The organism is Euzebya pacifica (assembly GCF_003344865.1).
In the GTDB taxonomy this organism is placed as follows: Bacteria; Actinomycetota; Nitriliruptoria; order Euzebyales; family Euzebyaceae; genus Euzebya; species Euzebya pacifica.
This window is the reverse complement of the sequence record NZ_CP031165.1, coordinates 686,976-705,939: the sequence shown is the minus strand read 5'-3', so window position 1 is coordinate 705,939 and position 18,964 is coordinate 686,976. Positions and strand designations below refer to the sequence as shown.

18 protein-coding genes and 2 tRNA genes are annotated in these 18,964 nt (G+C 70.5%); 13 read left to right on the top strand and 7 right to left on the bottom strand.

Translation table 11 applies throughout. From position 1 onward, the window contains the following. From DVS28_RS02810 to DVS28_RS02800, 3 genes are read right to left on the bottom strand one after another with little or no spacing between them, the layout of a single operon-like run. Positions 1-1,497 carry an alpha/beta hydrolase gene (locus DVS28_RS02810; RefSeq protein ID WP_216826352.1) on the bottom strand — a complete coding sequence of 499 codons (1,497 nt, stop codon included), beginning with the start codon at positions 1,495-1,497 and terminating at the stop codon, positions 1-3. Positions 1,498-1,528: 31 nt separating this feature from the next. Beyond that, positions 1,529-2,383 (bottom strand): CheR family methyltransferase, encoded by an 855-nt coding sequence (locus tag DVS28_RS02805; protein ID WP_114590105.1) that lies wholly within the window; start codon positions 2,381-2,383, stop codon positions 1,529-1,531. Beyond that, on the bottom strand, positions 2,380-3,519 hold the full coding sequence (locus DVS28_RS02800; protein WP_216826351.1) for a protein-glutamate methylesterase/protein-glutamine glutaminase: 1,140 nt from the start codon (positions 3,517-3,519) through the stop codon (positions 2,380-2,382). Before DVS28_RS02800 ends, DVS28_RS02805 begins: the two co-directional genes overlap by 4 nt. A 229-nt stretch (positions 3,520-3,748) precedes the next feature. On the opposite strand from DVS28_RS02800, the gene DVS28_RS02795 reads away from it, so the two are divergent. Next, positions 3,749-5,401 carry a methyl-accepting chemotaxis protein gene (locus DVS28_RS02795; RefSeq protein WP_114590103.1) on the top strand — a complete coding sequence of 551 codons (1,653 nt, stop codon included), beginning with the start codon at positions 3,749-3,751 and terminating at the stop codon, positions 5,399-5,401. A gap of 49 nt (positions 5,402-5,450) precedes the next feature. Here the strand turns inward: DVS28_RS02795 and DVS28_RS02790 are convergent. Continuing rightward, positions 5,451-5,539: transfer RNA gene (locus DVS28_RS02790), tRNA-Ser, on the bottom strand. 170 nt (positions 5,540-5,709) lie between these two features. Here DVS28_RS02790 and DVS28_RS02785 point away from each other — a divergent pair. The 7 genes from DVS28_RS02785 to DVS28_RS02755 all read left to right on the top strand — a co-directional run bounded on the left by DVS28_RS02785 (position 5,710) and on the right by DVS28_RS02755 (position 11,425). Further along, positions 5,710-7,284, top strand: coding sequence for a hypothetical protein (locus tag DVS28_RS02785; protein WP_114590102.1), 1,575 nt, complete (start codon positions 5,710-5,712; stop codon positions 7,282-7,284). A gap of 58 nt (positions 7,285-7,342) precedes the next feature. Next, complete coding sequence (locus DVS28_RS02780) at positions 7,343-7,795, top strand: SRPBCC family protein (RefSeq protein ID WP_164709850.1); 453 nt, start codon at positions 7,343-7,345, stop codon at positions 7,793-7,795. Positions 7,796-7,810: 15 nt separating this feature from the next. Beyond that, positions 7,811-7,900 (top strand) — tRNA-Ser (locus DVS28_RS02775). A gap of 139 nt (positions 7,901-8,039) precedes the next feature. After that, positions 8,040-9,152 carry an NAD(+)/NADH kinase gene (locus tag DVS28_RS02770; RefSeq protein ID WP_164709849.1) on the top strand — a complete coding sequence of 371 codons (1,113 nt, stop codon included), beginning with the start codon at positions 8,040-8,042 and terminating at the stop codon, positions 9,150-9,152. A 13-nt stretch (positions 9,153-9,165) separates the two neighbouring features. Beyond that, positions 9,166-10,143, top strand: a complete 978-nt coding sequence (locus DVS28_RS02765) for a thiamine pyrophosphate-dependent dehydrogenase E1 component subunit alpha (protein WP_114590099.1) — start codon at positions 9,166-9,168, stop codon at positions 10,141-10,143. Between the two features lie 23 nt (positions 10,144-10,166). Next, a complete protein-coding gene (locus DVS28_RS02760; RefSeq protein ID WP_114590098.1) occupies positions 10,167-11,195 on the top strand; it encodes an alpha-ketoacid dehydrogenase subunit beta in 1,029 nt (342 codons plus the stop codon). Further along, positions 11,192-11,425: a biotin/lipoyl-containing protein gene (locus tag DVS28_RS02755; protein ID WP_114590097.1), complete on the top strand. Its 234-nt coding sequence runs from the start codon at positions 11,192-11,194 to the stop codon at positions 11,423-11,425. The genes DVS28_RS02760 and DVS28_RS02755 overlap by 4 nt, the downstream gene beginning before the upstream one ends. Before the next feature lie 100 nt (positions 11,426-11,525). On the opposite strand, the gene DVS28_RS02750 is transcribed toward DVS28_RS02755, so the two are convergent. Beyond that, on the bottom strand, positions 11,526-12,569 hold the full coding sequence (locus DVS28_RS02750; protein ID WP_114590096.1) for a 1-aminocyclopropane-1-carboxylate deaminase: 1,044 nt from the start codon (positions 12,567-12,569) through the stop codon (positions 11,526-11,528). A 30-nt stretch (positions 12,570-12,599) separates the two neighbouring features. Here DVS28_RS02750 and DVS28_RS02745 point away from each other — a divergent pair, with 30 nt between their 5' ends. The 5 genes from DVS28_RS02745 to DVS28_RS02725 all read left to right on the top strand — a co-directional run bounded on the left by DVS28_RS02745 (position 12,600) and on the right by DVS28_RS02725 (position 17,826). Continuing rightward, positions 12,600-13,247 carry a GntR family transcriptional regulator gene (locus DVS28_RS02745; RefSeq protein WP_114590095.1) on the top strand — a complete coding sequence of 216 codons (648 nt, stop codon included), beginning with the start codon at positions 12,600-12,602 and terminating at the stop codon, positions 13,245-13,247. Then, positions 13,244-15,601 (top strand): transketolase-like TK C-terminal-containing protein, encoded by a 2,358-nt coding sequence (locus DVS28_RS02740; protein ID WP_114590094.1) that lies wholly within the window; start codon positions 13,244-13,246, stop codon positions 15,599-15,601. The genes DVS28_RS02745 and DVS28_RS02740 overlap by 4 nt, the downstream gene beginning before the upstream one ends. Positions 15,602-15,705: 104 nt before the next feature. After that, positions 15,706-16,323 (top strand): flavodoxin family protein, encoded by a 618-nt coding sequence (locus DVS28_RS02735; protein ID WP_114590093.1) that lies wholly within the window; start codon positions 15,706-15,708, stop codon positions 16,321-16,323. A gap of 51 nt (positions 16,324-16,374) precedes the next feature. Continuing rightward, positions 16,375-16,788 carry a hypothetical protein gene (locus DVS28_RS02730; protein ID WP_164709848.1) on the top strand — a complete coding sequence of 138 codons (414 nt, stop codon included), beginning with the start codon at positions 16,375-16,377 and terminating at the stop codon, positions 16,786-16,788. Between the two features lie 36 nt (positions 16,789-16,824). Then, positions 16,825-17,826: a 2-hydroxyacid dehydrogenase gene (locus tag DVS28_RS02725; protein ID WP_114590091.1), complete on the top strand. Its 1,002-nt coding sequence runs from the start codon at positions 16,825-16,827 to the stop codon at positions 17,824-17,826. 82 nt (positions 17,827-17,908) lie between these two features. Here the strand turns inward: DVS28_RS02725 and DVS28_RS02720 are convergent, their stop codons facing one another. Both DVS28_RS02720 and DVS28_RS02715 read right to left on the bottom strand, forming a co-directional pair. After that, positions 17,909-18,394, bottom strand: coding sequence for an SRPBCC family protein (locus DVS28_RS02720; RefSeq protein ID WP_114590090.1), 486 nt, complete (start codon positions 18,392-18,394; stop codon positions 17,909-17,911). Next, positions 18,391-18,765, bottom strand: a complete 375-nt coding sequence (locus tag DVS28_RS02715; protein ID WP_114590089.1) for an ArsR/SmtB family transcription factor — start codon at positions 18,763-18,765, stop codon at positions 18,391-18,393. The genes DVS28_RS02720 and DVS28_RS02715 overlap by 4 nt, the downstream gene beginning before the upstream one ends. Positions 18,766-18,964 lie beyond the last annotated feature (199 nt).

The window sequence follows — 18,964 nt, the reverse complement described above, 5'->3', positions numbered from 1 at the left end:
TCACCCCAGCTCGAAGTCGACCACCCGGTCCGTGGCGCATGCGTCGTTCATGGGCCGGGTGGGCCGCCGCAGGAACTCCGCGACGATCGCGATGGTGCAGTTGTCGACGTCGTGCACGCGGTGGCCTGCACCGTCGACCTGCACCACCTGACCCCGGGGCATCCGGGCCGCAACCGCGGCGCCCCATGCGGGTGGGCTGAGCGGGTCGAACTCCCCCGTCAGCACGAGCGTCGGCACGTCGCGGGCGATCGGGTTGCCGGCCTCGGCGCCCGCCGGCGCGACGTCCCAGATCCCGCAGGCGGTCCGGACGGCGGTGACGTCCTCTGCGACGGCCAGTCCGACCGGCCCGAGCCCGTCCATGTCCGGCCCGTCCCCGGCCAGCGGCAGCTCGTCGGCACAGTCGCTGGAGAGCAGCAATCCTTCCGCGAACGGCGAGTCCGGCACGGTCGCACCGCCCACGGCAGCGTCCTGCAGGCGAGCCATCGCCGCCGCGGGGTCCTCGGCGGCCAGCGACAGCGCGGCCGGGATCGCTGCCGGCCCGTCCGCCCCCCTCATCGCCGCCACGACCGCACGGACGAGGTCGGTTCCGCTGACGCCCGGTTCGACGTCGACGCCGCTGGACGGTCGGTCGAGGTCCCTGACCAGCTGATCGGTTGGTTCACGCAGCTCGCCGAACGTGTCGGCGCAGGCTGGCGTCTGGGCACACTCGTCGAACAACCGGTTCAGCGCCGCCTGGGCGTTGGCCGGCCGTTCCCCGTAGGCATCGACCTCCGGCGGCAGCGGCGAGTCCAGCACCAGGGACTGCAGCCCCTCGGGCCGGTCGCGCAGCGTCGTGAGGGCAACCCGGGCACCGTGCCCGATGCCCAGCAGGTGGTACCGCTCGAGCCCCAGCGACGCGGTCACGTCGACGAGGTCGGCCGCCATCGTGCGCGTCCGGTGTGCGTCGAGGTCGATCCCGAGGTCCAGCAGCTCGCGGCGGCAGTCCTGCACGAGGTCGAGGGGCAGCGCCCCCGGCGCCGGCGGGATGCCGCAGTCCAGGGAGGGGAAGGAGCGCCCGGCGCCACGGGCATCGAGCAGGACGACCTCGCGGTCGGCGCGCAGCGGTGAGGTTGCCCACGCCAGCAGCTCCACGGTCATCGCGTCCCCCGGTCCGTCGGCCAGCACGACGAGGGGATCACCGAACGGCCCTTCCTCCCGGGGAGTCGTGACCGACAACCGCACCCAGGCAAGCTCCACCACCGGACCGGATGGGTCCTGCCGACGTTCCGGGACGACCACGACGCCGCAGCCCACCCCCTCCAGGAGGCCGGGGTCGGGCGTGGCGGCCTCGCTCGACAGGGCGTCCATCGCACACGGCGTGCTGATCAGCTCGGGCTGCGCCAGCGTCCCGTCGACGGCGTCGGCTGCGTCCTCGACCACCGATGGGCTCGGGACGACCGCCCCCTCGATGTCCCCCGCGGGCACACACGCGGCGACGAGAAGGAGCAGCACGACCATCCAGCGCACAGCCGCATGATCGCACGTCGACCTACGACGGTCGGTACCACGCCGATCGACCCAGCGTGACCCGGCGGAACGGGGTGTCGGTGCCGACGGTGGTCTCGGCACCCCCGAGCGCCAGGTACCCGTCCTCGGCGAGTCGGCCCCGTGCCTTCAGCAGCACCCGACGGGTGACCGCAGGGTCGAAGTAGATCAGCACGTTGCGGAGGAACACGATGTCGCAGCGAGGGATGACGTCCCACGACCCGGCCAGGTTGTGCTGCTCGAACTGCACGGCCCGCCGGAGGGCAGGGCTGACCTGCCACTCGTCTCCGGCAGGGGCGAGGTGCCGTTGGCGCAGGACCGGCGGCAGGCCCCTTGCGACCTCGACCCCGGTGAAGCGGCCGCGCCGTCCACGTGCCACCATCGTCGACGACACGTCGGTCGCCAGCAGGCGGATGGTCCACCCGGCCAGCTCGGGGAACTGATCGGCCAGGATCATCGCGATCGTGTAGGGCTCCTGGCCGGAGGACGCCGCCGCACACCAGATCGTCAGCATGCGATCGCGTCGCCGGCGCTCGATCAGGTCCGGCAGGACGTGATCCTTGAGGCCGACGAAGGGGTGGACGTCCCGGAAGAACGACGTCTCGTTGATCACCAGGGCGTCCACGACCATGCCGACCAGCGCCGACGGTGGATCGGTCCGGAGACGGGCGACGAGCTCGCCCAGGCTGCCCAGCCCCGACGCCACGACGACGGGCCGCAGCCTCGCCGTGATCAGGTACTCCTTGTCGTCGCCGAGGGTGATCCCCGTTCGCTCGTGCACGACCCGTCGGATCACCTCGACGTCCGTCGCCGACAGCGCCCGTCGGGTGGTGGTGGGGGTCGGTGACGGTGCCGTCATGGACCAACCCTCGCCGGCGGGGTGCGCACGGTCAGTGGTCGCGCCGGCGACGCGCTGGCGACCCGACCGATGGTCGTCGCGATGTCCTCCAGAGGCAGCACCTCTTCGGCGAGGCCGGCCTTGTGGACCGCACCGGGCATGCCCCACACGACGCTGCTGGCCTCGTCCTGGCAGATGACCATCCCGCCGGCCTGCTGGACTCGTCGAGCGCCGTCGAGGCCGTCGATGCCCATACCGGTGAGCACCACCCCGATGACCTGCCGGTCGAACAGGTCGACCGCCGAAGCGAACATCGGGTTCGCGGCGGGCTTGCACGACTGCACCGGGGGGCCGTCGTCCAACGCCAGCACGACGCGGCCGTCGTCGTCGGCACGAAGCAGCATGTGGAACCCGCCGGGCGCCAGCCAGACCTCCCCCGGTCCGGGCTGGGCTCCGTCGTAGCCCTCCCGAACCCGGATGCCAGCCTGCCCGTCGAGGCGATCGGCCAACAGTCCCGTGAAGAGCGGCGGCATGTGCTGGGTGACGAGGACCGGCACGGGGAGGGAGGACGGGAGGAGTGGAACGAGGGTCTGGAGGGCGTCGGGGCCCCCCGTGCTGACCGCAACGACGGCAACCCGTGGCCTGAAGGACGTGCGCGAAGGCGGACGTTGTCGGGCGGGGGCGGTCAGCGACGACAGGGGTGTGGTCGGGGCCAACACCGGCGACATCGGGCGCGTCCGACTGCGGTCCACGAGCGCCTTGATCCGCGGCGTCAGCTCGGCCAGGACGTGCTCGGCGGTCTGGGCGAACGAACCGGTGTTGGAGGGCTTGGTGACGTAGTCGTCGGCCCCCTTGGTCAGGGCGTCGAGGGTCGCGGTTGCCCCTCGCGCGGTGAGCGTGGAGAACATGATGACGGGGAGCGAGGGGTACCGGCGCTTGAGGTGCTCCAGCGCCTCGATGCCGTCCATGACCGGCATCTCGATGTCGAGGACCACGAGGTCGGGGGCGACCTGCTCGGCGACGGCCAGCGCCTCGTGACCGTCGCTCGCCTGACCGACCACGACGACCTCGGGATCCAGCTGGAGGATCTTGAGCAACAACCGTCGGATCAGCGACGAGTCATCGACAACCAGCACGCGGTACGAAGTGGTCGTCACGGCTGTCTCCTCACGGGTGTCAGGGGCGTCGTCGCGACCGGAACGAGCCACGAGTGGTGCGACCTGCATCGGCGGTCACACGTCGCTCATGAGGCAATTGGCCGACCGTTGGTTCGGCTAAGTCGCCGCACGGTCCGGCCGATCGGGGCAGTGCACGCCACACCACCGGGTCGTCCGCTGGTCGTGGGAGCTCATCGCCAACGAGCAGTCGTCCAGGAGGACTCCAGCCATGACGTCAGTCTTCACCCGCATCAGCGGACTCTCGCTGCGTGCGCAGCTGCGGCTCCTCGCCGGCATGCTCATCGTTGCCGGGCTGGCCACGACCCTGGCCGCCGAGCTCGGCGCGCGGGACAGCGCCGAGAGCTTCGAGACCGTCGCCGAGACCACCGCCCCGGCCACCACCCTGCTGATCAGCACCGACCGCGATGCCTACCAGGCGCAGCTCGCCGTCACCTACCTCGCGATGCTCAAGGACAGCTCGCTGGAGGCCGAGCTCGCCCCGCAGGCCCTGGCGGACTTCGAGGAGAACGCCGCGCAGACCCTGAGCCGGTTCGAGGAGTACCAGGCCGTGGCCTTCGGCACCGAGGCCGAGGTCGCGGAGTGGACCCCCTACACGGAGGCCCGCCAGGAGTGGCTCGCTGCCGCACAGGTCGTCGTGGACGCCCCCGACGGTCCCAGCGCAGAGACCGCGCTGCCGCAGGTCGGTGAGCTGTTCACCGTCATGCGTGACCGGCTGGACGCGATCCAGGAAGGCGTCTACGAACCGATCGTCGCCGACCTGGCCGACGTCCAGGCGGCCCAGCGTGCCGACAGCCAGCGGCTGATCGTGGCCGCCGTCGTCGTCTTCGTCCTCAGCGGCCTCGCCGTCTCGTGGACCCTCAGCAACTCCATCAGCCGTCGTGTGGCCAAGAACTCCCGTGCCGTGCAGGGCGCCACGCAGGACCTGGTCACGGTCAGCGACGTGCTGTCCAGCACCGCCGAGCAGACCTCCGGCCTGGCCGGCGTCAGCGCCACCAGCGCCGAGGAGCTGTCGGGCCACATGCACAGCCTCGCCGCGGCGGTGGAGGAGATGGGTGTCTCGATCGGGGAGATCAGCCGGTCCACGACCGAGGTCAACGGCATCTCGGCCACATCCGTCGAGCTGGTCGACAACGCCCTGGACCGCGTCGGCGTGCTGGACGAGTCGTCCAGGCAGATCGGCAAGGTGGCCGAGGTCGTCACCGCCATCGCCGAGCAGACCAACCTGCTGGCCCTCAACGCCACCATCGAGGCGGCACGCGCCGGCGAGGCCGGCAAGGGCTTCGCCGTGGTCGCCAACGAGGTCAAGGAGCTGGCCAACGAGACCGCCCGCGCGACCGGGGAGATCAGCGCGCTGATCGACCGCATCCAGGACGACTCACGCGAGGTCGGCACAGCCATCAACGGCATCCACGACACGATCGAGAAGGTCAGCGCCCTGCAGTCCTCCGTCGCGTCCGCGGTGGAGGAGCAGTCCATCACGACCAACGAGATCGGCCGCACGGTCGGGTACGTCTCGGACCGCGCGACGGCCATCACCAGCTCTGTTCGCTCCGTGGCCGACTCCGCTCGCCGATCCGCCGAGCTAGCCGAGACCACACGCGGTACCTCCGACGTGCTGCGAGACGTGTCGTCGTCGCTGAACCAGCTGATCGGTGGCAGCGAGTCGATCACCCGCACACCGGTCGAGCCCGCGCCGAGCCCTGCGCCCGTGGCACCCACCCCGGATCACGAGCGACGGACCCTCGAGGCGATGGAGGCTGAGCTGGCCGAGGCCCTCGACAGCTTCACCGGACTCGCCCCGGGCGGCCCCAACGGGCCTTCGGTCAACGGCCACCGCGACCTGAACGGCCACACCGGCTAGGACGTCCGAACGTCCTCTGAAGGGACATCCGGACGACCTGGTACAGGAGCGGAGGCGGAGGGATTCGAACCCTCGATGGGGGTTAACCCAAACTTCATTAGCAGTGAAGCGCACTAGACCTGGCTATGCGACGCCTCCAAGTGGAGCGGGGAGTGTACCGGCGTCGGCCACCGGGCGAAACCTGACGCGCCGTGCCTCCCGCTGGCCGACCGTTCAGGAACTTCGTTCAAGTCGGACTGACGATGTGTCGATGAGGTGATGTACGGGCCCACCACGGACGGTGGGCGATGGCTTGGAGGTCGGCACGGATGCAGATCGGCAACGGCACGTTCGGCGTGCGCAGTGCTGCCGGCTATCAGTTCACCCGACGGACCCCGCAGTCCGCTGGCCCCAGCAACGAGACGCTGCGGACCCAGCTGCGTCGGGTCGACGACGAGATCGGCGACCTGCGGGCGGTCCTGCGGAAGACCCGCGCTCGAGGCGCCCGTGCCTCCTCGGCAACCATTCGGGGCACGAACCCCGTCATGCAGGCGACCGGCGACGGCGCGGTCCTCCGTTCACGGGTGGAGGTCAACACCGAAGCCACCCAGCTGTCGACGCGGACACCCCAGTGGTCCGCATCGGGCGGGCGCGACGTCACGGTGCAGGGCCTGTGGACGGGCACCAACGACGAGGTCCTGACCTTCACCGTCACCAGCAACGACGGCCGGTCGATCGACGTGACCGACGCCAACGGCGACCGGGTCGACACGTTCAAGCTCCACCCCGACTCCACCCGCACGAGGGAGATGAAGGTCCTCAAGGGCGATCTGTACCTCGAGTTCGCCGGCGGGGTCGAGCTGCAGGAGGGCGACACCTTCACGCTGGAGGCGTTCGCCAGCAGGGACGGCGCCATCGACCCGGACGACCCCTTCGATGGCGTGGGGCTGGCGAGCTCCCGGTTCGAGGAGGGCACCGTCATCCGCGATGGCCAGTTCCTGCTCAACGGCGTCGCCGTCGCCGTCAACGCCTCCGACTCGCTCAACGACGTCCTGGCCCGTATCGAGGCAACGGTCGCCGGGGTGACTGCGTCCTACGACGCCGAGACCGAACGGGTGTCGATCACCACCATCGAGGGCGGGTCGGACAAGAACCTGGAGATCTCCGACGACACGTCCGGGCTGATCGCTGCGCTGAAGCTGGACGAGCTGGGGCAGGCCAACGGCACCGACGGCTCCGTCGACGCGCCGATGGCAACGATCCCGCAGTTCCAGTCGGTGACGGCCGGGAGGATCTCGGTCAACGGCGTCGACATCGACCTCGATCCCGCCACCGACAGCGTGGCCGACATCATCTCGCTCATCGACGCGCTCGAGGACGTGAACGCCCACATCGAGGACGGCGGTGGCGTCGTCATCACCGGACGGGCCGGCGAGGACCTCACCCTGCTCGACGGTGGCACCGGGTTCTTCGCCGCCCTCGGCGTCCAGACCGGCCTGCATGCCGGGCGAGCCGGTGAGGGTCGACGGCTGTCGGACCTCGCCGCCAGGAAGATCGCGGCCGAGGTCAGCCAGCTGCGCGAGGCGCTGGACGCCCTGCTCGACAACGAGGGCCTCATCGGCAACGTCGCCGACATGCGCACGCGGCTCGGCGTCGCGGTCGAGGTCGCCCTCCGGGAGGCCGACGGGGTCGGTGACTTCGCGTCCCTGACGGCCTTCGACGACTTCGACGAGGACAAGGTCCGCAGCCGGTCCCGGGTCACCAGGGAGCTGCGACACGCCTACACCGACGTCCGCACGCTGATGCTGGGCGAGACGCCGCGCGGCGGCGGACTGCTGGACCAGCTGGCCGACATCGTCGACGACGGCCTGTCCGCTGCCAACGGCTTCGACACCCTCGTCTGAGTGCGCAGGGGTGCGAGGGGTTACGCTGCGCACGCAGTCGACACGAAGGGCCGAAGCGTTGGCGCAGGCGCAGGAACAGATCCTCATCAACAGACCGGTCGAGCAGGTGTGGGGCTTCCACTCCGACCCGACCAACATCCCCCGGATCAGCGTGAACACCACGCGCTACGAGCCGAAGGGGCCGATGGCGCTGGGCTGCCGGATCATCGGCGCGACCAAGGTGATCGGCAAGACCGTGGAGTGGGAGGCTGACGTCGTGGAGTACGCACCGCAGCGCGGCTACCGGCTGCGCAGCGTCGTCGCCCCGCTGCAGTGGGAGCTGGCCTACAGCTATCGGCCGATCCAGGGAAAGACGATGGTCATCGCCGAGCAGACCGCGTTCGGCCTCAGCGGCTTCTTCGGCCGGATCAGCGAGAAGTTCATCGTCATGCGCTACCGCCGTGACCTCTCCAAGAACCTCGCCAACCTCAAGCAGATGGTGGAGGACCTGCCTGCGCCGGGCGGGCAGTAGACTCCTCCCTCCTTCGGAGACGTGCCCGAGCGGACGAAGGGAACGGTCTTGAAAACCGTCGAGTCAGCAATGGCTCCGTGGGTTCGAATCCCACCGTCTCCGCCAGACGAGCAGGTCGCCGAACTGCGGCGCTAAAGGGCCGACGTCGCCCACGAGCGAACCGGAGGGGTGGTGCGCGCACCCGGGCCGTGCAATGCTGCCAGCCCTCCCCTGGAGCCGACCGGGAGGAGATGGAGCCCGGGTCATGGGTGTCGTTGGTCTCGTCGCGAACCCCGCGTCCGCGCGCGACATCCGACGGCTCGTCGCCGACGGTGCCGCGGTGACGACCCACGACAAGCTCAACATCGTCCGGCGGGTGCTGGCGGGCCTCGGCAGCGTGGGCGTCGAGCGTGTCCTGTCGATGCAGGACGGCGGCGGCATCTCCGCAGGGCTCGCCTCGATGGTCGACCGGCCGTCGGCGGACACCTGGCCGGAGGTGGCGTTCGTGAACCATCCGGTGACCCAAACGGCGGTCGACACCGTCTCCGCGGTCACCTCGATGGTCCGCGCCGGGGTCGGGGCGATCGTCGTCATCGGCGGCGACGGCACCAATCGCAAGGTGCTCTCGGCCTGCGGTGACACGCCGTTGATGCCGCTGTCGACCGGGACCAACAACGCCTTCCCGCAGCCTGCCGAGGCCAGCGTCGCCGGGATCGCGGCAGGGCTCGTCGCGTTGGGCAGGGTCCGCCCTGTCGATGCCGGGACGCCCGCCCGGTGGCTGACCGTCCAGCACGGCGCACGCGTCCACCACGCGGTCGTCGACGTCGCGGTCACCCGCGCCGACGGCACCGGAGCTGGCGCGGTCACCGATGCCGCCGAGGTCTGCGAGCTGTACCTGTGCCTCGCCGAGCCACACAGCATCGGGCTGTCGGCGATCGGTGCCCACCTGCGGCCCGTCGGCCGCGACGACGCCGACGGGCTGATCGTCCGGCTGGGGCAGCCTGCGGTGGCACGCGTCCGCGCCCCCATCGCCCCGGGAAGGTTGGTCGACGTCGACGTCGCTGCGGTCCAGACCCTGCACGCGAATCAACCCATCCGAGTGACGGCCACCGCTGGTGTCCTGGCCATCGACGGCGAGCGCATCTTCCGGTTCGGGCCAGCCGACGTGCCCATGGTGACCCTCCACGGCAACGGCCCAGTCGTCATCGACGTGGCCCGGACGATGCGACACGCCGCCTGCTCCGGCTTGCTCTCCCTCCCCCCGCGCCGTTCCCCCGACCGCGCCGACCGCACGTGTCCGCAACCGCCACCGACCCAGCCGGCCCGAGGACCGGCTGTCGCCCTCCAGGCCTCAGTACCGCAAGAGCCGACCCACTGAAGAAGGAGACCCGATGACTGACCTCGATCGACTCGCCATGTACCGCCAGATGGTGCGGATCCGCCGCTACGAGTCCCGGATCCTGCAGGAGTACCACGCCGACAAGACGCCGGCCTGGGACATCGGCGCCGGCCTCATCCCCGGCGAGATGCACCTGTCCGCCGGACAGGAACCTGCCGCCGTGGGTGTCACCGCCCATCTGAAGCAGGGCGACGCCATCACCGCGCCGCACCGCCCTCACCACTTCGCGCTGGCACATGGCGTGGACATGAAGGCGATGACGGCGGAGATCTACGGGCGCACCACCGGCCTGTGCAAGGGCAAGGGAGGGCACATGCACCTGTTCGACCCGGAGAACCACTTCTCGTGCTCCGGGATCATCGCCCAGGGCTACCCCGTGGCCTGCGGACAGGCACTGGCCTTCAAGCGGAAGGGCACCGACCACGTTGCCATCGCCGTTGCCGGTGAGGGCGCCGCCAACCAAGGCGCCTTCCACGAGTCGCTGAACCTCGCCGCCCTGTGGAACCTGCCCGTCGTGTTCGTCATCGAGGACAACGACTGGGCCATCTCCGTGCCCCGGTCCCAGTCGACGGCCAACACCTCCAACGCCGACCGTGCGGCTGGCTACGGCATCCCCGGCGTGCGGGTCGAGGACAACGACGTCGAGGCGGTCTTCGATGCCGCCGGTGCGGCGATCCGACGGGCCCGCGCCGGCGAGGGACCGAGCCTGCTGGAGATCCACACCCTCCGGCTGTGGGGCCACTTCGAGGGTGACGCCCAGGCCTACCGGGGCGCCGAGCTCGACACGGTCGACGAGCGAGACCCGATCCCGGCCTACGCCGCCGAGCTGATCGACCGGGGGCTCCTGACCAGCGAGGACGTGGAGTCGGTCCAGGCAGAGGCCGATGCCGAGGTCGACGCCGCCATCGCCTTCGCCAAGGAGAGTCCCGAACCGACCGCCGCCGACGCCCTGCTGCACGTCTTCGCCTAGCCGAACCGAGAGGACAGATCATCATGAGCACCACCACAGTCCAGGCCCCGGTCCGCCGGATCACCACCGCCAAGGCGATGGCCGAGGGCATCGCCACCGAGATGCGCACCAACCCCGACGTCTTCGTCATGGGCGAGGACGTCGGCGCGTACGGCGGCATCTTCGGATCCACGACCGACCTCTTCGGCGAGTTCGGCGCCGACCGGGTCATCGACACCCCCATCTCCGAGACAGGATTCATCGGTGCCGGGATCGGCGCAGCCGTCGAGGGGCTGCGGCCAGTCGTCGAGCTGATGTTCGTCGACTTCTACGGCGTCTGCATGGATCAGATCACCAACCACATGGCCAAGATCCACTACGAGTCCGGCGGCGCCGTGAAGGTCCCGATGGTGCTGATGGCTGCCGTCGGCGCGGGCTACTCCGACGCCGCGCAGCACAGCCAGTGCCTGTGGGGCACGTTCGCGCACCTGCCCGGCATCAAGGTCGTGGTGCCGTCCAATCCCTACGACGCCAAGGGCCTGATGATCTCCGCCATCCGGGACGACAACCCGGTCCTGTTCCTGTTCCACAAGGGCGCGCAGGGCTTGGTGTGGATGGAGAAGAACCCACGGTCCATCGCGCCGGTACCGGAGGAGTCCTACACCGTCCCCATCGGTGAGGCCGCGATCGCCAGGGAGGGCACCGATGTCACCATCGTCACGCTGTCGCTGTCGGTCCAGCACAGCCTGGACGTGGCCGAGGACCTCGAGGCCGACGGCATCAGCGTGGAGGTCGTCGACCTTCGCAGCCTGGTGCCCCTGGACACCGAGACCGTCCTCGCGTCCGTGGCGAAGACCGGCCGACTGCTGGTCGTCGACGAGGACTACCGCAGCTACGGGCTGACCGGTGAGATCGCCGCGATCGTCACCGAGACCGACCCGACGATGCTCGCGAAGCCGATGCGGCGACTCGCCGTTCCGGACGTCCCGATCCCCTACGCCCGGCCGATGGAGCACGGCGTGTTGCCCACCCGCGACAAGATCGCGGCGGCGGTGCGGGACCTGATGGCATGAGCACCCAGGTCACGTTCCCCGTGATGTCGAAGGACCCCGACATCGAGGGCGTCGTCGGCACCTGGTTCGCGCTCGACGGCGAGACCGTCGAGGCGGGTCAGGTGATCGCGGAGGTCCAGGTCGACAAGGTCTCCAACGACGTCCCTGCCCCGGCCTCCGGCACGCTTCGGCATGTCGTCCCCGAGGGCGACGGGGTGGCCCAGGGCGCCGTGCTGGCCGTCATCGAGTGACGGTTCGGCGAACGGTCGTCCTGACCCGCCCGTCCGGGCCGGACCCGTGTCTGTCGAGCGCAACCAGATCGCACCCCGGAACGCCCTGCCTGACGTCGAGTCAGTGCGACAATTCGCGTTCCGGGGAGCCCAGGCCCGGGAAGCCGGCGTAGGCGGGCAGGGCCGGCTGGCCGCCGAGGTGGCAGTACAGGACCCGCGAGCCGGCGGGGATCTCGCCGGAGCGGATCATGCCGATCAGGCCGGCCATCGACTTCCCCTCGTACACCGGGTCGGTCAGCATGCCCTCGGTTCGGGCGGCCAGGTGGATGGCCTCGACCGTCTGGGCATCGGGGATCCCGTAGGCCGGACCTTCGTAGCCGGGCACGACGGTGATCTCGTCGTCGCGCAGGGGCCGGCCGAGCTCGATCTTCTTCGCGGTGTTGGTGGCGATGCGGGTCACCTGGTCGACGGTCCTCTCCAGCGTTGCCGAGGCGTCGATGCCGAGGACCCGCCGTCCGGGGCGGTCGGACAGGGCGAAGCCGGCGATCATGCCGGCGTGGCTGGACCCGGTCACCGTGCACACGATCACGGTGTCGAAGAACGTGTCGCGTTCGGCCTCCTGCGCCTCGACCTCAACCGCCCAGCGGGCGAACCCCAGCCCGCCGAGGGGATGGTCCGACGCGCCGGCCGGGATCGGATACGGGGTGCCGCCGGCCTCGCGAACGGACTCCAGCGCCCGCTCCCACGAGTCGCGGATGCCGATGTCGAAGCCCGCCGGGTCGATCCGCACATCACCGCCCATGATCCGGGTCAGCTGGATGTTGCCGACCTTGTCGTAGGCCATGTCGTTGTAGTCGACCCAGCCCTCCTGCACGGTCACGGCCTCCAGCCCCAGGTGGCGGGCGACACCGGTCACCTGCCGGGTGTGGTTGGACTGGATCCCACCGATGGAGACCAGCGTGTCGCAGCCCTTGGCCAGGGCATCGGCGACGAGGTACTCCAGCTTGCGGACCTTGTTGCCGCCGAAGGCGATGCCCGAGTTGCAGTCCTCCCGCTTGGCCCAGATCTCGACGTCGCCGCCGAGCGCCTCGCTCAGGCGGGGAAGGGGATGCAGGGGCGAGGGACCGAAGAGCAGCGGGGTGCGGGGGAGGTCATCGAGCGTCATGCCGACGCATGATCGTATACGATTATCCGCATGTCAACCGTCGACCGTGTCCAGGGCCTGCTCGTGGCCGACATGCTCCGAGGTTCGCTCGCCCCCGGCTCGTGGATCCGCCAGGACGAGCTGGCCGACCGCTTCGGCACCAGCAAGATCCCGGTGCGTGAGGCGCTGCAGCGGCTTGCCGCCATGGGACTGGTCCGCTTCGAGCCCAACCGCGGGGCCGTCGTGCCCGAGCTGACCGCGGCCGACGCGGAGGAGAACTACGCGCTGCGCCTGGCGATGGAGCCACGGCTGCTGCAGCAGGCCATGCCGAACCTGTCGATCGTCGACCTCGCCGAGGCCGAGCTGGCCCTGAGCGACGAGGGATCGCTGACCGAGGCGAACTGGCGGTTCCACCGGGCCCTGTACCGGGCCTCGGGCTGGCAGCGGGGGCTGGCGATGGTGGAGATCCTCAACGCCGCGGTGGCCCCCTACGTCCTGCTGTACACACAGGGGCTCGACGGTGCGCGACACTCCGACGCCGAGCACCTCGCGCTGCTGGAGGCCTGCCGAGCCGGCGATGCCCCCTCCGCGATCGAGCTGCTGCACCACCACCTGACCGCGGCGTCGACCGCGCTGATCAGCTACCTCGACCAGACCACGAACCCCGACCGGCCCACGAGCAAGGACGACACCCGATGAGCCAGCCGCGCACCCACGAGCCGCGCCCCGACCTGACCACGCTGGCCGAGATCGAGCAGCGGGTCCTGTGGCTGGCCACCCGGATCATCGACCACGCCAACAGCCGCGAGAAGGCCGACATCAAGGTCGGCGGCCACCAGGCCTCGTGCGCCTCGATGGTGTCGATCATGACCGCCCTGTGGTTCGGCCACATCGACGGCAGCGACAAGGTCGCCGTCAAACCCCACGCCTCGCCGGTCTACCACGCGATCAAGTACCTGACGGGCGAGCTGGACCGGTCCTACCTGACCACCCTGCGCCAGCGCGGTGGCCTGCAGGCCTACCCGTCGCGCACCAAGGACCCCGACGTCGCGGACTTCTCCACCGGCTCGGTCGGCCTCGGCGCCGTCGCCCCGTTGTTCTCCGCGCTGACCCGTCGCTACACCGACTCCCACTTCGGCGAGCAGGACCGCTCCCGCTTCATCGCGCTGGTCGGCGACGCGGAGCTGGACGAGGGCAACGTCTGGGAGGCCATCGCCGACCCCGCCACCCAGGGGCTCGGCAACTTCACGATGGTCGTCGACCTGAACCGGCAGAGCCTGGACCGGGTCATCCCCGACATCGCTGCCACCCGGCTGAAGCGGTTCTTCGCCGACGCCGGCTGGCACGTCGCCGAGGCCAAGTACGGCGCCCGGCTGACCGAGGCGTTCGCCCGGCCCGGCGGCGACGCCCTGCGCGACCGCATCGACGGGATGACCAACGAGGCCTACCAGCAGCTGTTCGGCCTCGACCCCGCCGACGTCCGCAAGGCGTTCCTCGCCGGTGCCGACGACGCCGTCCACCGGATCGCCGACGAGCTCGACGACGCCGCGCTGACCAGCCTGGTGACCGACCTCGGCGGCCACGACCACGGCCTGCTGCTGGACAGCTTCGCCGAATGCGATGCCGAGGCCGACCGGCCGTCGGTCGTCTTCGCCTACACCATCAAGGGCCACGGCCTGCCGATGGCCGGCGACCCCATGAACCACGCGGCGCTGCTGCCGCCCGAGCAGATCGAGGAGTTCCGCGCCCGACTGGGCCTGGACGAGTCCACCGAGTGGGACCGTTTCGCCCCCGACTCCGATGCCGGCCGGCTGTGCCGCGCCGTCGGCGGGGAGATCAACAACGCGCCGCCCGCCTCGCGGCCGGCACTCCCCATCCCTGCCGCGTCCCGCCGGGTGGTCCAGAAGGGCTCGCAGTCCACCCAGGAAGCCTTCGGTCGGGTGCTGGCCAGCCTGGCCGACATCGACGAGGTCGGCGCCCGCATCGTCACCACCGCCCCGGACGTGTCCATCTCGACCAACCTGGGCGGCTGGATCAACAAGCGGGGTGTGTACGCCCACACCGAGCGCGACGACCACGGTGGCGCGGACCGGCTGCTCAAGTGGGCACCTGGCCCGACCGGCCAGCACATCGAGCTGGGCATCAGCGAGATGAACCTGTTCATGCTGCTCGGCCAGCTGGGCCTCAGCCACGACCACCACGGCCAGCACCTGCTCCCGGTCGGCACCGTCTACGACCCGTTCGTGCTGCGTGGCCTCGACGCGCTGATCTACGGCATCTACAACGACGCGCGCTTCGTCGTCGCCGGCACCCCCGCCGGCGTCACGCTGGCACCCGAGGGCGGCGCCCACCAGTCCACGATCACCGCGTCGGTGGGTGCCGAGCTGCCCAACCTCGACTACTCCGAGCCGGCCTACGCCACCGAGGTCGACTGGCTGCTGTGCGACGCGCTCCAGCGGCTCGGCGACGACGACGGTCGCAGCGCCTACCTGCGGCTGTCGACGCGCCCCATCGACCAGGCCCCGTTCGCCGCAGCGCTGGACACGATGGGTGAGGAGCGGCTGCGCGCCCACGTGCTGGCCGGTGGCTACCGGCTGGTCGACGCCGGTCCCGACGACCGGCCCGGCGTGACCATCGTCACCACCGGGGTGATGGCGCCCGAGGCGCTGGAGGCCGCCGCCGAGCTCGACGCCGAGGGCGTGCAGGCAAGCGTGGTCCACCTGACCAGCCCCGACCGGGTCTACCGCAGCTGGCGGGCCGGGTTCGCGCAGGCCGTCGCCACCGCCCGGGTCGTCCGCGCGCCCAGCCACCTGCACCGGCTGATCCCGCCGGCGGAGCGGCGCCGTCCGATCGTCAGCGTGCACGACGCGGCCAGCCACAGCCTCGCCTGGCTGGGGTCGGCGGTCGGCACCAGGCAGTACACCCTCGGGGTCGACCGGTTCGGCGAGTCCGGCACGATCGCGGACCTGCACGAGATCGCCGGCATCAACACCGGCAGCATCGTCAACGCCGCGCTCATCGCCGTGACCGAGGACGTCGCACCGGAGGCGTGAAGCCGCTGCCGGGCAGCCCGGGCGCCGATCCCTGCCGTTGACCTCTGCCGCCTCGCGGACAGACCCGTGTGTCGGACGGCCGCTGTCGGGGAACCGCAAGTGCCATGACCGACACACTCACCTGCCTCGCGATCAACTGTTCCCTCAAGGCCGAAGCGGAGTCCAGCACCCAGGTGCTCCTCGAGCAGCTCACCGAGGAGCTGGCCCACCACGCCGTCACCAGCACCTTCGTCCGTGCTGCTGCCCACGACATCCAGCCGGGCACGTCCTCCGATGCCATCGGCCCCGGCGACGAATGGCCCGACATCGCCCAGAAGGTGCTCGACGCCGACATCCTGGTGGTCGGCACGCCCGTGTGGCTGGGCAACCCGTCGTCGACCTGTCGCCGGGTCCTCGAACGGCTCGACGGCTGGATCAGCGAAACCGACGACGACGGCCGTCAGCTGATGGCCGGCAAGGTCGGCGGGCTCGTCACCGTCGGCAACGAGGACGGGGCCCACGCCGTCGCAGCCCAGGTCTACCAGGGCCTGGCCGACATCGGCTTCACCATCCCCTCCGCGGCCCAGACCTACTGGGTCGGCGAGGCCATGGGATCCACGGACTACAAGGACCTCGACGAGGTGCCCGACCGTGTCGCGAGCACCACCAGGACGGTCGCCACCAACCTGGCCCACGTCGCCCGCCTGCTGCGCGAGAACCCCTACCCCGCCCCCGGCACATAGGTGCCGGCCCGTGGGTGGTTGTCCATCCCCGCCCACGGGTACCCCGAGACCATGGCCACCTCTCTCCTGCGCACGCTGTCCTCGCTGCCCGCCGACGTGCTGCGTGCGGTCCCCGACCTCGCCACGATCCCCCGGCTGCTGGAGGAACTGCGCGACGAGCTGCGGGCCACCCGCGAGTCGCTGGACGCCACCCGGGCGGTGGCGGAACGGGTCGAGGCCCGGGCGATCGAGCTCGACGGCCACGCCGTCGACGCCATCGCCGTCATGCGGGAGGGACTGGTCGAGCTGGACGGCGGCCGCAGGGACCTGACCCGCATGGAAGCGCTGACGCGAGAGTCGATGGGCGAGATCGACCAGGGCCGCGAGCTGCTGGCCGACATCAACGGCCACCTGCCGGCGGTGGCCGAGGCCGCGGAGGGGCTGGCACGGGTCGAGGACAAGATCGGGCTGATCGACCGGTCCTGACTCCCGACGCATCCTCGGGCACGAGAGGATGCCGACATGCGCATCGCCGTGTTCAGCACCAAGCCCTACGACCGCGCCCACCTGGCCGAGGCCAACGCCCAGCTCGACACGCCGCACGAGCTGACGTTCCTCGAGGCCCGGCTGACCGCCGAGACCGCCGCACTCGGCGGCGGCCACGACGCCGTGTGCCTGTTCGTCAACGACGACGCCTCCCCCACGGCGCTGGACACGCTGGCCGACGGTGGGGTGCGTCTCGTCCTGACCCGGTCGGCCGGGTTCAACCACATCGACCTCGACGCTGCCGACCGGCTGGGCATGCCCGTCGCCCGGGTGCCTGCCTACTCCCCCTACGCCGTCGCCGAGCACGCGGTGGCGCTGCTCCTCGCCCTCAACCGCAAGCTGCACCGGGCCTACAGCCGTGTCCGGGACCAGAACTTCTCCCTGGCCGGACTCGAGGGGTTCGACGTGCACGGCAAGACCCTCGGCATCGTCGGGACCGGCACGATCGGCACGGTCTTCGCCCGGCTGATGCGTGGGTTCCACTGCGAGGTGCTGGCCCACGACCCGTATCCCAACGAGGAGATCCCTCGACTCCGTGGCACCTACGTCGGGCTCGACGAGCTGCTGGAGCGTTCGCACATCATCAGCCTCCACTGTCCATTGACCGCCGACACCCACCACCTGCTGGACGCCGCAGCGTTCGGTCGCATGCAGGAGGGGGCGCTGGTGGTCAACACCTCCCGAGGTGGGCTGGTGGATGCAGCCGCAGCGGTCGAGGCCCTCAAGTCAGGGCACCTCGGCGGACTGGCCATCGACGTCTACGAGGAGGAGGCGGACCTGTTCTTCGAGGACCACTCCGAGGAGGTGCTGACCGACGACACGTTCGCTCGGCTGCTGAGCTTCCCCAACGTGCTGGTCACGGCCCACCAGGCCTTCTTCACGACCGAGGCGCTGCAGAACATCGCCGAGACGACGATCGGCAACGCCACGGCCTTCGAGTCCGGCAGCGGCGAGCTGCACACCGTGCCGGCACCCTGACCGCTCCTACGGCGCGGCACCCTGACCGCTCCTACGGCGCGGCACCCTGACCGCGCCTACGGCGCGGCACCCCTGACCGCGCCTACGGCGCGAGGAGCACCTCGTCGAGCTTCTCGTAGCCCTCCCGCACGCCCTGCTCCATGCCGGAGGCGACGAAGGCGTCGCGGTCCTCGAAGGAATCCACCAACGACGTGCCCGTCAGGCGGGTCCGTCCCCCCGGCAGCGCCTCCAGCGTCAGCGTCTCCAGCGCCACGCTGTCGGGCATGCCCTCGTAGGTGAACGTCTGCACGATCCGCTCGTCGGCGCGCACCTCGTGGAAGCAGCCGTGGAAGGCGTACTCCTCACCGCCCATCTCGTGGACGTAGCGGTACTCCCCTCCCCGACGGCAGTCCCAGGTGTCGAGGGTCATCGCCATGCCCCGGGGGCCCAGCCAGCGGACGACCAGCGCCGGGTCGGTGTGTGCGGCGAAGACCTTCGCCGGCGGGGCGTCGAACTCGCGGACGATCCGGACGAGCGGGACCTCCTCGTCGACGATGATGTTGGTGTCGTTGGTACGGACGGTGGTCACTGGGTCTCTCCTTGGGCGGGGGTTTCTGGCAGGTCGTGGGCAGGGGGTGGATCGGGCATCTCGGCGAGGAGGTCGTCGAGCCGGCGGTAGCGCTCCTCGGCCTGTCGGCGGTAGCGCTCGATCCACTTGGTCATCAGGTCGAACACCTCCGCCTCCAGATGCACCGGGCGGCGCTGCGCGTCGCGGCTTCGTCGGACCAGACCGGCGTCCTCCAGCACCTTCACGTGCTTGGAGATGGCCTGGACGGTCATGTCGTAGGGCTCGGCCAGCTCGTTGACGGTCGCGTCGGCGTCGGTCAAGCGGGCGACCATGTCCCGTCTGGTCGGGTCAGCCAACGCGGCGAACACCTTCGACAGCGGGTCTGCCGCCACTCCACCCTCCTTCGTGTTCAACTGTTCGGTTGAAGACACTCTGCACCGGCTCGCGCACGTTGTCAACCAGTTGGTTGAACACAACCTGCCGGGAGCCGGTGAGCCGCCCCCGCTGGCTGGGTACGGTGACCGGTGCGTTCCCCCTGCATCCGAATCGAGGTCCCCCGTGTCCGACGACATGCCGCACCGAGGTGCGCCC

Bases quoted from the DNA above. Each gene is read 5' to 3' on its own strand.
- DVS28_RS02755 (WP_114590097.1), top strand. From the start codon at position 11,192: ATGAGCACCCAGGTCACGTTCCCCGTGATGTCGAAGGACCCCGACATC.
- DVS28_RS02750 (WP_114590096.1), bottom strand. From the start codon at position 12,569: ATGACGCTCGATGACCTCCCCCGCACCCCGCTGCTCTTCGGTCCCTCG.
- DVS28_RS02770 (WP_164709849.1), top strand. From the start codon at position 8,040: ATGGGTGTCGTTGGTCTCGTCGCGAACCCCGCGTCCGCGCGCGACATC.
- DVS28_RS02785 (WP_114590102.1), top strand. From the start codon at position 5,710: ATGCAGATCGGCAACGGCACGTTCGGCGTGCGCAGTGCTGCCGGCTAT.
- DVS28_RS02730 (WP_164709848.1), top strand. From the start codon at position 16,375: ATGGCCACCTCTCTCCTGCGCACGCTGTCCTCGCTGCCCGCCGACGTG.
- DVS28_RS02765 (WP_114590099.1), top strand. From the start codon at position 9,166: ATGACTGACCTCGATCGACTCGCCATGTACCGCCAGATGGTGCGGATC.
- DVS28_RS02735 (WP_114590093.1), top strand. From the start codon at position 15,706: ATGACCGACACACTCACCTGCCTCGCGATCAACTGTTCCCTCAAGGCC.
- DVS28_RS02740 (WP_114590094.1), top strand. From the start codon at position 13,244: ATGAGCCAGCCGCGCACCCACGAGCCGCGCCCCGACCTGACCACGCTG.
- DVS28_RS02810 (WP_216826352.1), bottom strand. From the start codon at position 1,497: ATGGTCGTGCTGCTCCTTCTCGTCGCCGCGTGTGTGCCCGCGGGGGAC.
- DVS28_RS02745 (WP_114590095.1), top strand. From the start codon at position 12,600: ATGTCAACCGTCGACCGTGTCCAGGGCCTGCTCGTGGCCGACATGCTC.
- DVS28_RS02805 (WP_114590105.1), bottom strand. From the start codon at position 2,383: ATGACGGCACCGTCACCGACCCCCACCACCACCCGACGGGCGCTGTCG.
- DVS28_RS02795 (WP_114590103.1), top strand. From the start codon at position 3,749: ATGACGTCAGTCTTCACCCGCATCAGCGGACTCTCGCTGCGTGCGCAG.
- DVS28_RS02725 (WP_114590091.1), top strand. From the start codon at position 16,825: ATGCGCATCGCCGTGTTCAGCACCAAGCCCTACGACCGCGCCCACCTG.
- DVS28_RS02760 (WP_114590098.1), top strand. From the start codon at position 10,167: ATGAGCACCACCACAGTCCAGGCCCCGGTCCGCCGGATCACCACCGCC.